This is a genomic window from Bacillus sp. FSL R5-0431 (assembly GCF_038002985.1).
Classification (GTDB): Bacteria; Bacillota; Bacilli; order Bacillales; family Bacillaceae; genus Bacillus.
Window position 1 is genome coordinate 3655937 of sequence record NZ_JBBOOG010000001.1, and the last position, 14718, is coordinate 3670654.

A 14718-nucleotide genomic window follows, 5' to 3' on the forward strand; every position below is an offset into this window, starting at 1 on the left:
CAAAACAAAGAACCTCTTTCAATCATTCATCCTATTCTTTTTTATAGAAAAAACCCTTCTTTTAGATCATTTTATTTGTGACCAATAGTTACTTAAACTCCGCTTTTTTTCAATATTGTCACAAACACTGTAGGTCAAAAGGTTTTTATTGGTAGAACGCTGTGGTTTTTCCATATTTTTTGATTTATGATATCTGCATAAATGTTATGTGAGGGAGCAGGTACGATGGTCAATCGAAAGGATAGATTAACTGATAAAGAATATAAAATCATATCCGATCATGCTGGAAACATAGACAATTACCAGCAGCACCATACGATAGAAATAGGTCAGCAAACGCTCACTGTCCATGATTTTCTCAAGGTCGATCATCAATTATATGGTTTAACGATGCAGCCGGAACAATCAGACGAGTTCATCGTCGCTTTTCACTGTCCGCAGCCAAATCAAATGCCGGTGACCTCGCCACAAGATGTACACACCGCGGCACAGTCATTGCTCAAAACGGATTATGCCTATCCCATTGAAAGGAAGTCCCTTGATGGCAATCAAGATCATGTCTTTTTTAAAGGAAAGGAATACATAGAGCAAGTCTGTCAGCAGCATCCAAATGCAGGTATCTATCTCACTGGACAAGCCCTTGCCGGTGCTGTTTGTGCTTATGTTGCAACAGAACAGCCAGCTGTCAAAAAAGCCGTCACCTTTGATAGCCCAAATATATGGAGCAGTCTGTCGCCTGCGATTCAGCAGAAAGCACAGCAAGGTCAATACACACGGATATTGACTGAATATATTCAACCTAGTCATTATGTAGGTTTACTCAATCGTCATGATCATGGGGTGGGTCAAGTCAAGTATACTGTACCGCCACGGCAGCAAGACGCCGTCCAAGAACCCGTTAAATACAAAAAAAGAGAAATTGACACCTTTTTAAAATCAGCATTTGCTTCTATGAATATAGAATGGAACGAATCCTTTGATACAAATGCTTTTTTAGTTCTTATTTCTGGGAGTTACAAAGTAAATGGGTATTCATTCCACACAGATGGGTCTGCCCGTATTTTAGATGAACAGCTTGATCATAATACAAGTTTTACAGCCATGCTGTTGCAAGAAATCCATTCTGGACGTGCATATGCACAAAGCGGCCTTGAAATTATCATAAAATCCCATTTACTGAAAAATTCATCCTACGATCTCCAAAGTGTGATTGAACATGAAGTACACACTATATTTGAGAAAATCGATGGGATCGATGAAAGTGTAAAAGACGCCGTCCAGCATGTAAAACAGGAGCTCAAAGGACTCGTCGGCTTTGGTCACTATGATTTACTAAGTCCTAGTGATGTGGAAGCACTAGTAGAGGAAGTGAGGATGGAACAACATCATTCCTCCTTTTATTCACACGAAAAACAGCTGAATGCCTTGTACACCCTGAGAGATTACGAACAAGAACTTTCTACCCTTTCAAGACATATGTACACAATGGGTGATGACTACGCCAAGGCAGATAGACGCCTTGCGATGCAAATGGGTATTCATTAAGAAAGGAGTCATCGCATGATCAATCAAAATAAACCTCCTAGTGACGCCCAGCGTTTCTTGCAAAATGTGAGTGCCCGCCGCTCCATGTCTGTATTTGAAAATCAATCGGCACCGCAAACACAGACGCAGTCCCCCGAAGAAATGGCCGCAATTCAGGCCATACGCAGAGAAGGACAGCGAAAGGATCTAAAACGGCTGCTCAAAATGCGGCTTCATGACGAATTAGCAAACACTCGCGTGCACTTGGAGTATCAATTGTCTAAAACAGAAGACATGATCAACCAGACGACCATTGTCAAACAACACATCTCCCAGCATTTAAAGGGACAAGCCATTTCAGAATTAGAGGAACGACTTCAGCGTCTCAAGCAAATGCCAGTCTATGATGATATCAAAGACGCCATTGATTCTATTCGGATAAAATAAGCACCGCTCTGACAAAGAGAGGTGCTTATTTTATTTTATCAATATAATTTTTAGAGCGAGAAAATATCTTTTTACTTAAAATCGGATATAGCATTAAACAGACAAGCAAATAAAGATTCAGCAAACTATATATCGGATACAAGAAAGCAATCAAATCGGCAAACCCAAGAGATGTTAAAGGCGCCATCAAAAGAAGCATCACCAGCACAACCAGCCAGCGAGGCAAGGGTACAAAAGAGAGCATCCGGCTGGATAGACCAAATAAACCTGCAGCTGTCGTCGTATAAATAGCTAGACAAAGGACAACCGTCATAAACACAAACAATGATGTCGGTGCTCCTTCTAATACTGTAAACAAAGGAATGCCTTCTGGTGATAGACTCCCAGAAATATCAACCAGTATTTCGTTATACACGTACGAGATGACCCCAAAAATCAGGCCGCTTAATATACTCGCCACTTTGGCCTCTCCAAGCCCCTTCATTTCTTTCCCAACCGAAGACAGCACTGCCACCACAGATAATATATTCAAAGAGGCAAAGACAATGCTGGCAGGCCAATTGTACTGCTGCCCAAAATCAATCCGCCACATATGATCATGGTTCATATAATAAAAAACAAACGCATAGATGAGCCCCGCCACCAAAATTGGTATAATGAAAGCATTCACAGATAAGAGCCCTTTCACATCCCAGAAAAAAATCATAAATGAAAACAGACAAAATGCACCGATGCCAATCCAAAATGGTACATGATACATCTCGAGTGTCACCCCGCCACCGGCAATCATGACTGTCGTTGTCGTGAATAAATAAAGGACAATTAAAACGTCATACACTTTAGCCAGCCATGGCCCGACAAGCCGCTCTAGCACTGGCACAAAGTGATCGGCACGTACCTCATAACTGATTTTCAACACCACATAGGTAGACAGCATAAACATCAATGTAAACAGTAGAATGGCTAGTCCGCTATCAATGCCAAAAAACTGCCAAATTTCTTGGCCGGAAGCATACCCCGCTCCTATTAAGCTTCCTAAAATTAAAAGCGTCCACCTTGAACCAGCCTTCCACACAATCATCACCTCATAGGTATAGAATTAAGCTTGTTTCCGTATACTGTTACTAACTACTATGACAAGGAAGTGAGACCTATGAATAGCAAGAACGGTCTTTTTTTTAGAAATAGGGTGAAAGAATACGTGTCCCATACGGATACAAATGCCATTCAACAGCTTAAAAGTATTTTATTCTCGCATCTTCAGAAAGCAGGAAAAAGACCCGTTGCCATCGTTTGTATTGGAACAGACCGCTCAACTGGCGACTCTCTAGGTCCACTTGTTGGTACAAAGCTTTCAGGTCTGGATTTGAAAAAGCTTCATGTATATGGAACGCTCTCTGACCCAGTTCATGCGGTCAATTTAAAAGAAAAGCTCGCTGAAATTGAACAAGCTCATAAACATCCGTTTATTGTAGCAATTGATGCCTGTTTAGGAAGAGTGAAAAGTGTAGGCTCCTTCCAAATTGGAGATGGCCCGTTAAAGCCTGGGGCGGGTGTACAAAAGGAGCTGCCAGAGGTAGGAGATATTCATATTAATGGAATCGTCAATGTGAGCGGTTTTATGGAATACTTCGTTCTCCAAAACACACGTCTTCATCTTGTCATGTCTATGGCCAATACACTTTCTGAAAGTCTATCTCACATTGATCAAATGGATTGGACAAGAGAAAAAAATCGGTCCCTTTTCGCTCCTATTCAAAATATCACCGGCAGAATATAAAAAAGACCATCTCGTATCAAGATGGTCACTCTGATGATTCTCTCGTAGAAAGCAATTCGAGGATTCTTTCTAAATCTTCGTTGGAGAGAAATTCAATCTCAATTTTTCCTTTTTTCTTCTGTTTCTTGATCGTCACTGAAGTGCCAAAGTAGTTTTGTAAGAAAGACTCTCTTTCTTTCAACACTCGATCCTTTGGTGCTTCTTTTTTCTTTGTTTCACGTGGAACATTTTCGTTTAACTGCTGAACAAGTTTCTCAACCTGGCGTACGTTTAACCCCTCATCCACGATTTTCTTTACCAATGGCGCTAGCTTATTTTTGTTTTTCAAGCTAAGCAATGTTCTTCCATGTCCCATCGACAACGTTCCATCTTCAATCAGCTTTTGTACTTCATCCGGTAAAGTCAAAAGACGAAGATGGTTCGCAATATGCGGTCTGCTCTTCCCTAATCGCTTCGCTAATTCCTCTTGCGTCACACTGAGGTGATCTAGCAAGGAAGCATAGGCTTCCGCTTCTTCTAATGGAGATAAATCCTCGCGCTGCAGGTTTTCTAAAAGGGCAATCTCTCTCATCAGCGTTTCTGAAAATTCTCTGACGATCGCAGGAATCGTTGTCAGACCAGCTTGTTGTGCTGCACGGAAACGGCGTTCGCCTGCTACAATGTCATATCCTTTAATCGATTTACGGACAATGATCGGTTGTAAAACTCCGTGCTGCTGAATTGATTCTTTCAGATCAGACAATGCATCATCATCAAACGTTTTCCTTGGCTGATACGGGTTCGGACGCAAATCCTTTATTTTGATTTCTTCGACCGTTTCTTCATTTGAGTCTACATGGTTAAATAGTGCATTAATACCCTTTCCAAGACCTTTAGCCATTCGCATCCACTTCCTTTGCTAAGTCTAAATAGACATCTGCACCTCTTGAACGTGGATCATACAAGATAATCGGTTTCCCATGACTAGGCGCTTCACTCAGTCTCACATTTCGCGGAATCACGGTCTGATAGACTTTATCTCTAAAGTATTTCTTCACTTCTTCAATGACCTGAATCCCAAGATTTGTTCGTGCATCAAGCATTGTCAGCAAGACACCTTCAATGGCAAGATCCGTATTTAAATGTTTCTGCACGAGACGCACTGTGTTTAACAATTGGCTCAATCCTTCAAGCGCATAATATTCACACTGTACCGGAATTAAAACGGAATCGGATGCTGTTAACGCATTAATCGTCAGTAATCCGAGTGATGGCGGGCAGTCAATAATCATATAATCATAATTTTGCTTAACAGATTCAAGTGCTCTCTTCAATCTCACTTCACGTGAAATCGTAGGCACAAGCTCTATTTCAGCCCCTGCAAGCTGTATCGTCGCAGGAATGACATCAAGATTTTCGACCTCTGTCGTCTTAATCACATCAAGGACATCTGCATCATCAACTAAAATATCATACACACACTTCTCTACGTCGGCCTTCTCAATCCCAATACCACTCGTGGCATTGCCCTGCGGATCAATATCAACTAACAACACTCGTTTACCTATGTATGCTAAACACGCACTCAAATTAACAGAAGTTGTCGTCTTCCCGACGCCGCCCTTCTGGTTGGTAATCGCTATGATTTTTCCCACGATGTCACCCACTTTCAACTTAACAAGTTTCTCATTTTATTCATACTTCCTATTCTATCAAAAAAAGTATGAAACGTTTGCTTTTTTTGTTTCTCCATTATATATTCGTCAGCAAATGTCTATTTTCGTACATGAAAGGACGAACCAAAACGCATTAAAAAATATATCAATATATCTTTTTGGTGGAAAAGACAAACATAAAAAACCCTCACTTTCATCAAAAGTGAGGGGCACATGTCAAAAATGTAATCCACCAATTTTACGGCCTTCGTTCACAATGACTTTAGGAGTCACTGTATGATAGCTTCTCTTTTTTAAGAATCCGTAGGGGGTTTTAATGGTATATGTCGCATGTCCCAAAGCGTCACCTGTTTTGGCATAGGCCTGCCACACAATCTTTGAACAATACGTCGGATCGAGTGATTGAATTGACAGGGTGATGGAGTATCGAGCCTTTGGATGAGTTTTCACATAATCGTGCGCCCATTCCCCTGCCAGGTCTGCTGTTTCCTCTTGATTAATTCGAATTACCTTTGTATTGGCATTATAGCGAAACCAGTTAAGAATGGAATCAAGCTGAGGATGCTGTCGAAACCCTGGAATAGAAGCAAAGCTTTTCTCATTAATGACGATACCTGCATGTCCAACGATACCCTTCAAAGCATCAGTACTTGTCACCAATATATCTCCTTTTTTAGGCATAATATCGGTACCAGGATACGGCTTTCCTAAAAGGTGCTTGATGGTGTGCGGCTTTTCATCCGTTACCAACTCATCCTGCTTGTTTTGTTGTAAGCCATAGTCCTTCAAATCATCGCTAGCTGAAATCAAGTCAATTGTGTCGTCCTGAGACTCATGCTCATGATTTAATTGCTGTAAAGTGACCTCCTTAGAAACAACACCTTGTTTCTTCAGAACGTTCAGTTCTTTTTTGTCCAGCGGGCTTTCTTCTGCAGGAGCCGTTGGCGAATTCACAGCAAATATGGTTGTTTCATTTGTAAAAAGAGAAAAAGAAAATAGTAAATAACAAATAATAACAAATTTCGTCTTTTTCACTTTCATCGAGTCATGTCACCTCCTTTCTTCTATGAAAATCATATTTTACCAATTTATGAATAATAAGTAAATGTGATGTAGGGCCAATAAAAAAAGCTGACGAGTGGCTCTCATCAGCTTTTTTCTATTTAGGAATCCGAATCGTTAATTGGATATATTCCTCAAACTCTTCTTCCTCGGTATTTATTTTAAGCCCGCTGTCTTCTACCATATGGAGAGACTGACGAATGGTATTCATCGCAATTCGTGTATCACGACTAAACGCCTTACGTTTTGGCTTCGGTTTGCGATCTGTTTTTTGTTCAAGCATTTTCACTACACGCTCTTCAGTCTGTTTTACATTCAGCTGCTTTTCGATGATTTCCTGCAATAGCGCGATTTGTAATTCTGGAAGCTTTAGGGGTACAAGTGAACGTGCATGCCTTTCAGAGATTTTTTTCTCTAAAATGGCCTGTTGTACCTCTTCAGGCAACTTTAAAAGTCTTAATTTGTTTGCAACAGTTGATTGTCCCTTGCCTAAACGCTGAGCAAGCGCCTCCTGTGTTAAATCATGAAGCTCTAAAAGACGTGCATAAGCATGAGCCTCTTCAATAGCAGACAGCTCTTCCCTTTGCAAATTTTCAATCAATGCCACAGATGCCGTTTCCGTATCAGTAAAGTCTTTTATAATAGCGGGGATTTTCTCCCATTGAAGAGTCTGTACCGCTCTCCAACGTCTTTCGCCGGCGATCAGTTCATATTTACCTTCTTCTTCTGTTGGTCTGACAACAATAGGTTGGATAATGCCATGGGTATGAATCGTCGTGGCCAGCTCATGTATCTTTTCTTCTGAAAAAATGGTGCGTGGCTGAAAACGGTTTGGCATAATTGTGTCGACCGGGAGCTCCTGTATCTCTTCCTTTAATGTATCATGCTCAGCAATCTCTGCCTCTATTTCGGTTTCACGCTCAGGATGTTCTTTGTCACCAAGCCCGAAGAAGCGTGAGAGTGAATGCTTCATGAACCTACACCACCTTTAAAAACTACCTTTTTATAATTCTATTTTCTCATGTTTTTTCCTTCTGTAAAATCTTAAATATTGAAGAAAAACCGACCTTTTACATGATCAACCTTCTATTGGTGATTTATTAGGTGTTCCTGGTTTTCTAGGATATTTTTTTGGTGTTTGCTTTTTCTTTTCAATGACAATGATGTTCCGTTCGCTTTCTTCTAAAGGAAGAACAAAGGAATGCTTTTCAACAACCTCTCCTCCGAGGACAGTAACAGCTTTTTTCCCTGCTTGCATTTCTTCATCAGCAGCAGATGCTTTTAATGCCACAAACAACCCTTCTTTTTTTACAAGGGGCAGACATAGTTCGCTCAATACAGATAAACGCGCAACTGCTCTAGCAGTGACAAGATCATAGCTTTCACGCTTTTCCTTACGTTGTCCAAACGTCTCCGCACGATCATGATAAAAAGTAGTATCTTGTAAGTTTAACCCTTTTGCTAACTCATTAAGAAACGTAATTCGTTTCTGAAGAGAATCAACAATGGTCACATGTAGATGAGGGAAGCAAATTTTAAGAGGAATGCTCGGAAAACCAGCACCAGCTCCAATATCGCAAATCGTCGTCACTTTGTGAAAATCAATGAAAAATGATGCGGAAATGGAATCATAAAAATGCTTTAAATACACTTCTTCCTTTTCAGTAATGGACGTCAAATTCATTTTCTCATTCCATTCTACAAGCATGCGGAAGTAAGTTTCAAATTGTTCAAGCTGCACAGGAGAAAGAGTCATCCCTTTCTCCTCTAGTGCTGCTGTAAATTGTTCAATGTTCATGCCGACATCCTTTCTATTCTGCTATCTTCGCAATACGTCCCTGCTCTAAATATACTAAAAGGATAGAAATATCAGCAGGGTTAACGCCTGAAATACGAGAAGCCTGTGCAACAGAAAGCGGTCGGACTTCTTTCAGCTTTTGTTTCGCTTCAGTTGCAATTCCTTTGATGGCATCATAATCAATACGATCAGGAATCTTTTTGTTCTCCATCTTTTTCAGCTTTTCAACTTGTTGGAGTGACTTTTCAATATAACCTTCGTATTTAATTTGAATCTCTACCTGCTCACACACATCAGAAGGAAGTGGTGTTTCAGCAGGAGCTAACGTCACAACAGATTCATAGTTCATTTCTGGACGCTTCATCAAATCACTTGCACGAATACCGTCCTTCAGCTCACTTCCACCAAGTGAACGAATAAATTCTTGTGTCTCTGCTGTAGGTTTGATGATGACAGAATATAAACGTTTTTTCTCTGCTTCAATGGCTTCTTTTTTCTGCTGGAATGTCTGGAATCTTTCTTGAGAAATTAATCCAATATGATAGCCAAGTTCAGTTAATCTTAAATCCGCATTGTCATGACGAAGAAGCAAACGATACTCTGCACGGGATGTTAAAAGACGGTAAGGTTCATTTGTTCCCTTTGTGACAAGGTCATCAATGAGAACACCGATATATGCATCAGATCGGCTTAAAATGACTTCTTCTTTACCCAATGCTTTTCTTCCTGCATTAATACCTGCCATAATTCCTTGACCTGCTGCTTCCTCATAGCCAGACGTACCATTAATTTGGCCAGCTGTATATAATCCAGAAATTTTCTTCGTCTCAAGTGTAGGCCACAACTGAGTAGGCACAATTGCATCATACTCAATGGCATAACCCGCTCTCATCATTTGTACATTTTCGAGCCCTGGGATGGTGGAAAGCATGCGCTGCTGTACATCCTCTGGAAGACTTGTAGATAACCCTTGAACATACACTTCCTGCGTATTACGACCTTCTGGCTCTAAGAAAATTTGATGTCTCGGTTTGTCATTGAAACGAACCACTTTATCTTCAATGGAAGGGCAGTATCTAGGACCAGTTCCTTTAATCATACCTGAATACATTGGAGAACGGTGAAGATTCTCATCAATAATTTGATGTGTTTCTAAACTCGTATATGTTAACCAGCATGGCAGTTGGTCTGTAATATATTCAACCGTTTCATAGGAGAACGCCCGCGGAACATCATCACCTGGTTGAATTTCTGTTTTACTATAGTCAATCGAGTGACTATTCACTCGAGGAGGTGTTCCTGTTTTAAAGCGAACCAAATCGAATCCTAACTCTGCTAGGTGATCCGATAATTTGATTGATGGCTGCTGGTTATTAGGACCACTTGAATACGATAGATCCCCTAAAATAATGCGGCCTTTTAAGAAAGTCCCAGTCGTTAATACAACAGACTTCGCACGATAGTTTGCTCCTGTTTGGGTAACGACACCTTTACATTCATCATCTTCTACAATTAAATGATCCACCATACCTTGAAGCATTGTCAGGTTCGGTTCATTTTCCATTGTTTTTTTCATTTCATGCTGATATTGGAACTTATCTGCTTGCGCTCTTAACGCACGGACAGCAGGTCCTTTCCCCGTATTCAGCATGCGCATTTGGATATGCGTCTTATCTATATTTCGTGCCATTTCTCCGCCCAGTGCATCAATTTCTCTAACGACAATCCCTTTTGCAGGACCGCCTACGGACGGATTACATGGCATAAAAGCAACCATATCGAGGTTGATAGTCAATACAAGTGTTTTGGCGCCCTGTCTTGCAGAAGCAAGAGCAGCCTCAACCCCAGCATGACCGGCACCCACGACGATTACGTCATAATTGCCAGCTTCATAACCCATTTCTTATGTTCCTCCCTTTACTTTCCTAAACAGAATTGAGAGAATAGCTGATCAATCAAGCTTTCATGAACAGCATCTCCTATAATTTCACCGAGCTGTTCCCAGCAGCGTGTTAAATCTATTTGAACAATGTCGATCGGTACGTCCATTTCAATGCCTTCAAGAGCATCCTCAATTGATTGTTTTGCTGCCTGAAGGAGGGCAATATGCCTTGTATTACTTACATACGTTAAATCTCCACTTTCAATTGATCCAGTGAAGAACAGTGATTGAATCGCCATTTCAAGCTCATCAATGCCCTTTTCTTGTAATAATGATGTGGTGACGATCGGACGATCCTTCGCTAACTGCTTGACCTTTTCTACATCAAGCTTAGGCTCAAGGTCTGTCTTATTCACAATCACGATGATATCCATACCTGAGACAGCCTCAAAAAGCTTCATATCTTCTTCTGATAATTCTTCGCTATAATTGAGCACAAGTAAAATCAGGTCAGCTTCTTTTAAGACCTGTCTAGATCGTTCAACCCCTATACGCTCAACAATGTCCTCAGTCTCACGTATACCCGCAGTATCGACTAGACGAAGAGGTACACCTCTTACATTCACATATTCCTCAATGACATCTCTCGTAGTTCCAGGAATATCTGTGACAATCGCCTTTGTTTCCTGTACAAGGCTATTCAGCAAGGAAGACTTTCCAACATTCGGTCTTCCTATAATCACAGTGGATAAGCCCTCTCGAAGGATTTTCCCTTGCTGAGAAGTCGAAAGCAGCGACTCAATTTCTTTTTTGACCGATGTCGCTTTTTCCACTAAGACGCGATGTGTCATTTCTTCAACATCGTCATACTCAGGGTAGTCAATATTGACTTCAATATGCGCCAGTGTTTCTAGGATCTCGCCGCGCAGTCGCTGAACCAAACCGGAGAGGCGTCCCTCCATTTGAGTGATTGCTACGTTCATCGCACGATCAGTCTTTGCCCGAATCAAGTCCATGACAGCCTCTGCTTGCGAAAGATCTATTCTTCCATTTAAGAAAGCACGTTTTGTGAACTCACCTGGCTCCGCTAATCTTGCTCCTTCTCTTAAAGCAAGCTGCAATACTTTATTGACCGTTACAATTCCGCCATGGCAGTTAATCTCAATAACGTCTTCTCTCGTAAATGTTTTTGGCGCTCGAAGTACTGACACCATGACCTCTTCTATTACTTGATTAGTCCTTGCATCCACAATATGACCATAATGAATGGTATGAGAATCCACTGATACAAGTTTTTTCTCCTTAGGCCCTTTATACATCCGATCAGCGATCTGTACCGCATCAGGCCCACTTAAACGAATAATCGCAATTGCTCCTTCACCCATCGGTGTCGAAATGGCTGCAATTGTATCCATCGCTCAATCACCTCTTTCTCTACTTAATAGACAGTCTTTTATCTATTATATGGACGTTGTCCATCTCTATATCAAAAACGCTTAATCCAAAATTTAAAGATACCATAAATGAAAGCGAAGTGAAAGTATCCTCTATCTAATTATCCACAGCTTTGCATCCTATCTATTTTAACACTTAACTTATCCACATGTGAATAACGACGTTCTAAACTTATCTTCACATCTTACACCGAAATCCAATAAATTTAAACGCCCTGATCCCTTTGCTTACTTGTAAAAATGGCGTTTTCCACTCATATCACACACTAATTTTTTAGAAATAAAGGATGAATCTTCTATAGAAAGACAATTTTTCAATAAAAAAAGACTAAAATCCAGCTTTGCTGAATTCTAGCCTTTCTGTTATTTTTTATACAGCACCACTACATGACGCTTGCTGCCTGTATCTTCCGATGCCGTTGCAAGTTCTTTAGAAAATGCGGCGATCGTATCATGAATTACTTTTCGTTCATTAGAAGGCATTGGTTCTAAATGAACCTTTCTCTTCGTTTTTAAAACTCTGTTTGCTGTCTTGACGGCATATTGTTCAAGTGCTTCTTGTCGCTTCTTCCTATAATCTCCAATATCAATGGTAATATGATGATAATGATCAGAATAGCGATTAAATACTAGCTGTACCAATGTTTCTAAAGAGTACAAAGTTTGTCCTCTTTTTCCAATCATTAATGACGTTTTATCTCCATCAATGTGGAAAGAAATCTTTTTCGGTTCCTTTTTGGAAACAATCTTCGCTTTAGGATCAATTGATTTAACAATATTATCTAAATACTGTGTAGCTAATTTAAGAGCATTTCTCTTTTCTATCAACTTGACTACAGCTTGTCTTTTGCCAAATAATCCTAAGAAACCTTTATTTCCTTCATCAACTATTGTGATATCTACTTCTTCTTTTAGAAGTTGAATTTGTTTAAGTCCGGAATCTACTGCTTCTTCGATTGTGCGACCGACAGCAGTTATTTCCTTCATTTTTTATTCCCGCCAGCTTTTTCTTTTGTATCCAATTTTACTTGAGGAGTTTTAATCACTAATGTTTGGATGATCATGAAAATGTTACCTACAACCCAGTACAATGAAAGTGCTGCTGGGAAACTAATGGCAAATACAATGATCATAATCGGCATAACCCATAGCATGATAGCCATTTGAGGGTTGTCCGAAGGATTTCCAGCCATCATCAGTTTTTGCTGAATGAAAGTAGCTACCCCCGCAATGATCGGTAATAGGAACAATGGATCTGGACTGCCTAAGTCAAACCATAAGAATGTATGCTTTTTAATTTCTGCTGTTCTCATAATCGCATGATAAAAACCAATTAGGATTGGCATCTGAATTAAAATCGGGAAACATCCAGCCAATGGATTGACGCCATTTTTTTGGAAAAGGGCCATTGTTTCCTGTTGAAGCTGCTGCTGAGTTTTTTGGTCTTTAGAGCTATATTTTTCACGAAGCTTTTTCAATTCAGGCTGCAATGCTTGCATTGCTTTTGTACTTCTTAACTGCTTAATCATTAATGGTAAAATGAGCAAGCGGATTAACAGTGTCACAATAATGATCGCAACCCCGTAGTTTTCACCAGTCAAATTTGCCATGTACGTGATTAATTGAGATAGCGGGTAAACAATATAAGAATTCCAGAATCCCTTACTATCTGATGTGATTGGTTCATTGATTTGTGTACATCCTGCCAATAGAACCAACACGCCAATCAAGCTAAATATTAGTAATAATCGCCTTTTCAACAAGATTCCTCCCATTACTTCAAACTTTATTTAAGTTGGAATTGATTACGAAAGTGACTCACCTAATCAGTATGGTAACATTTTTTCATTACAAAGTGGTGGTTTCATTTTAATTCACTAGATGAAGGAAGCGCTTTTAAAAATTGATTCAACGAAAGTTTCTATTACGAAGACTTTTTCGGTTGTTGTTGATAAACAGCGGATTTTCTAAATAAATGTTGGAGAGACTTCTTTGTTTCTTCAAAGGTCAATTCACTTGCTGGTTTTCTTGCAATGACAATGTAGTCTTTTTCTTGCTTTAACTTATGACCTTCCTCTAAAAACACCTGGCGGATCAGTCGTTTAATTCGATTTCTCATCACTGCATTACCAATCTTCTTACTGACAGACAATCCCAAACGCAGTTCATCTTGATTTGGTTGATCCAGCTGGTAAATAACGAATTGACGATTCGCCATTGATTGACCTTTTCTGAACACTTTTTGAAACTCTTCATTTTTTTTTAGCCTGTTTCGCTTCTTCATGTTTTCTTCCACTCCGATAAAAACTGACAGTTCATTTACGATTTTATGTAAAAAAGACCACTGACATTATTCAGTGGCCTAAGCTGATAATTTTTTTCTACCTTTGCTGCGGCGTCGCTTTAAAACTAGACGTCCGTTTTTAGAACTCATACGGCTGCGGAAGCCATGAACTTTACTACGCTTACGGTTATTTGGTTGAAACGTTCTTTTCATTTATGACACCTCCCTGAGGAATAGCTGTTTAAGACAGTCTAACTCATTATATTTGTGTAACCCATCGATTGTCAATATCAATGATAAAACTCTTATTATCAACCTTATAAGCATAACATAATTTATCAAACGAAGAAACCTTCTTTTTCAGTTTCCAGCATTTTATTCTTTTTTCCTCCTAAAAGGCCTGCAAAACAAGGGTGTGGATATTTTTCCGGCATATTTAGACTATCCACATCCATTATCGACATTTTTTTCACACAAATAACCGATGTGGATAATTATTTTTCAACAGGATGTAAAGTGTGTGGATAAGTTTGTGACACCCATTGCACCATCTTGTTTATTTTGATATTATATTTGTGTTTTAACTCTTAATTACTTATCTGACCTATTTGCGTTATCCACAAATTGTGGATAAGCTGTGGAAAGATATTACACAGGCTGTTGAATTATTTATCCACAGACTGTGTAATTTGTCGAAAAGACGTTTTTCTACTATATTATTTGTTTTCAACAACGTATGTGCACGAATGGTGATGACCATTTGCTCTTTTTCGTGTTCTATAACAGTTTGATATTGGTCATTTTATAAAGAAAAGGAGGGGGGAGAAGCCTT

General features: G+C 39.7%; 15 protein-coding genes. 3 read left to right on the forward strand and 12 right to left on the reverse strand.

Annotated elements, in window-relative coordinates; translation table 11 throughout:
* The first annotated feature begins 225 nt into the window (after nucleotides 1-225).
* A complete protein-coding gene (locus MKZ03_RS18835; RefSeq protein WP_060597703.1) occupies nucleotides 226-1545 on the forward strand; it encodes a hypothetical protein in 1320 nt (439 codons plus the stop codon).
* A gap of 15 nt (nucleotides 1546-1560) precedes the next feature.
* On the forward strand, nucleotides 1561-1971 hold the full coding sequence (locus tag MKZ03_RS18840) for a hypothetical protein (RefSeq protein ID WP_060597704.1): 411 nt from the start codon (nucleotides 1561-1563) through the stop codon (nucleotides 1969-1971).
* A 25-nt stretch (nucleotides 1972-1996) separates the two neighbouring features.
* Here MKZ03_RS18840 and MKZ03_RS18845 read toward each other — a convergent pair whose 3' ends face one another.
* Nucleotides 1997-3052 (reverse strand): YkvI family membrane protein, encoded by a 1056-nt coding sequence (locus tag MKZ03_RS18845; RefSeq protein ID WP_307500633.1) that lies wholly within the window; start codon nucleotides 3050-3052, stop codon nucleotides 1997-1999.
* Nucleotides 3053-3124: 72 nt separating this feature from the next.
* On the opposite strand from MKZ03_RS18845, the gene yyaC reads away from it, so the two are divergent.
* Nucleotides 3125-3751, forward strand: a complete 627-nt coding sequence (yyaC, locus tag MKZ03_RS18850; RefSeq protein ID WP_034660655.1) for a spore protease YyaC — start codon at nucleotides 3125-3127, stop codon at nucleotides 3749-3751.
* 25 nt (nucleotides 3752-3776) lie between these two features.
* Here yyaC and MKZ03_RS18855 read toward each other — a convergent pair whose 3' ends face one another.
* From MKZ03_RS18855 to rpmH, 11 genes are all read right to left on the reverse strand, one after another.
* Nucleotides 3777-4631: a ParB/RepB/Spo0J family partition protein gene (locus tag MKZ03_RS18855; protein ID WP_282067633.1), complete on the reverse strand. Its 855-nt coding sequence runs from the start codon at nucleotides 4629-4631 to the stop codon at nucleotides 3777-3779.
* Nucleotides 4624-5385 (reverse strand): sporulation initiation inhibitor protein Soj, encoded by a 762-nt coding sequence (gene soj / locus MKZ03_RS18860; protein ID WP_034620351.1) that lies wholly within the window; start codon nucleotides 5383-5385, stop codon nucleotides 4624-4626. Before soj ends, MKZ03_RS18855 begins: the two co-directional genes overlap by 8 nt.
* Before the next feature lie 237 nt (nucleotides 5386-5622).
* Nucleotides 5623-6447 carry an orthopoxovirus pf05708 family protein gene (locus tag MKZ03_RS18865; protein ID WP_341032600.1) on the reverse strand — a complete coding sequence of 275 codons (825 nt, stop codon included), beginning with the start codon at nucleotides 6445-6447 and terminating at the stop codon, nucleotides 5623-5625.
* Between the two features lie 118 nt (nucleotides 6448-6565).
* On the reverse strand, nucleotides 6566-7441 hold the full coding sequence (gene noc, locus MKZ03_RS18870) for a nucleoid occlusion protein (protein ID WP_034660661.1): 876 nt from the start codon (nucleotides 7439-7441) through the stop codon (nucleotides 6566-6568).
* 105 nt (nucleotides 7442-7546) lie between these two features.
* On the reverse strand, nucleotides 7547-8266 hold the full coding sequence (gene rsmG, locus MKZ03_RS18875; RefSeq protein WP_003215161.1) for a 16S rRNA (guanine(527)-N(7))-methyltransferase RsmG: 720 nt from the start codon (nucleotides 8264-8266) through the stop codon (nucleotides 7547-7549).
* Nucleotides 8267-8279: 13 nt separating this feature from the next.
* Complete coding sequence (gene mnmG, locus MKZ03_RS18880) at nucleotides 8280-10166, reverse strand: tRNA uridine-5-carboxymethylaminomethyl(34) synthesis enzyme MnmG (RefSeq protein WP_066031461.1); 1887 nt, start codon at nucleotides 10164-10166, stop codon at nucleotides 8280-8282.
* 17 nt (nucleotides 10167-10183) lie between these two features.
* On the reverse strand, nucleotides 10184-11563 hold the full coding sequence (mnmE, locus tag MKZ03_RS18885; RefSeq protein WP_340974217.1) for a tRNA uridine-5-carboxymethylaminomethyl(34) synthesis GTPase MnmE: 1380 nt from the start codon (nucleotides 11561-11563) through the stop codon (nucleotides 10184-10186).
* Between the two features lie 402 nt (nucleotides 11564-11965).
* The gene (gene jag / locus MKZ03_RS18890) at nucleotides 11966-12589 is read right to left on the reverse strand and encodes an RNA-binding cell elongation regulator Jag/EloR (protein WP_307500635.1); all 624 of its coding nucleotides are present in this window, start codon (nucleotides 12587-12589) and stop codon (nucleotides 11966-11968) included.
* Nucleotides 12586-13368, reverse strand: a complete 783-nt coding sequence (gene spoIIIJ / locus MKZ03_RS18895) for a YidC family membrane integrase SpoIIIJ (protein WP_095286180.1) — start codon at nucleotides 13366-13368, stop codon at nucleotides 12586-12588. Before spoIIIJ ends, jag begins: the two co-directional genes overlap by 4 nt.
* A 158-nt stretch (nucleotides 13369-13526) precedes the next feature.
* Complete coding sequence (rnpA, locus tag MKZ03_RS18900) at nucleotides 13527-13886, reverse strand: ribonuclease P protein component (RefSeq protein WP_034660668.1); 360 nt, start codon at nucleotides 13884-13886, stop codon at nucleotides 13527-13529.
* A 78-nt stretch (nucleotides 13887-13964) separates the two neighbouring features.
* Complete coding sequence (gene rpmH, locus MKZ03_RS18905; protein WP_008360908.1) at nucleotides 13965-14099, reverse strand: 50S ribosomal protein L34; 135 nt, start codon at nucleotides 14097-14099, stop codon at nucleotides 13965-13967.
* Between the last annotated feature and the right edge of the window lie 619 nt (nucleotides 14100-14718).

What these genes read in the sequence shown, in the direction of transcription:
- rnpA (WP_034660668.1), bottom strand. Translation starts at nt 13,886, where the DNA reads ATGAAGAAGCGAAACAGGCTAAAAAAAAATGAAGAGTTTCAAAAAGTG.
- rpmH (WP_008360908.1), bottom strand. Translation starts at nt 14,099, where the DNA reads ATGAAAAGAACGTTTCAACCAAATAACCGTAAGCGTAGTAAAGTTCAT.
- MKZ03_RS18835 (WP_060597703.1), top strand. Translation starts at nt 226, where the DNA reads ATGGTCAATCGAAAGGATAGATTAACTGATAAAGAATATAAAATCATA.
- jag (WP_307500635.1), bottom strand. Translation starts at nt 12,589, where the DNA reads ATGAAGGAAATAACTGCTGTCGGTCGCACAATCGAAGAAGCAGTAGAT.
- noc (WP_034660661.1), bottom strand. Translation starts at nt 7,441, where the DNA reads ATGAAGCATTCACTCTCACGCTTCTTCGGGCTTGGTGACAAAGAACAT.
- mnmG (WP_066031461.1), bottom strand. Translation starts at nt 10,166, where the DNA reads ATGGGTTATGAAGCTGGCAATTATGACGTAATCGTCGTGGGTGCCGGT.
- yyaC (WP_034660655.1), top strand. Translation starts at nt 3,125, where the DNA reads ATGAATAGCAAGAACGGTCTTTTTTTTAGAAATAGGGTGAAAGAATAC.
- MKZ03_RS18845 (WP_307500633.1), bottom strand. Translation starts at nt 3,052, where the DNA reads ATGATTGTGTGGAAGGCTGGTTCAAGGTGGACGCTTTTAATTTTAGGA.
- mnmE (WP_340974217.1), bottom strand. Translation starts at nt 11,563, where the DNA reads ATGGATACAATTGCAGCCATTTCGACACCGATGGGTGAAGGAGCAATT.
- MKZ03_RS18840 (WP_060597704.1), top strand. Translation starts at nt 1,561, where the DNA reads ATGATCAATCAAAATAAACCTCCTAGTGACGCCCAGCGTTTCTTGCAA.
- MKZ03_RS18865 (WP_341032600.1), bottom strand. Translation starts at nt 6,447, where the DNA reads ATGAAAGTGAAAAAGACGAAATTTGTTATTATTTGTTATTTACTATTT.
- MKZ03_RS18855 (WP_282067633.1), bottom strand. Translation starts at nt 4,631, where the DNA reads ATGGCTAAAGGTCTTGGAAAGGGTATTAATGCACTATTTAACCATGTA.
- rsmG (WP_003215161.1), bottom strand. Translation starts at nt 8,266, where the DNA reads ATGAACATTGAACAATTTACAGCAGCACTAGAGGAGAAAGGGATGACT.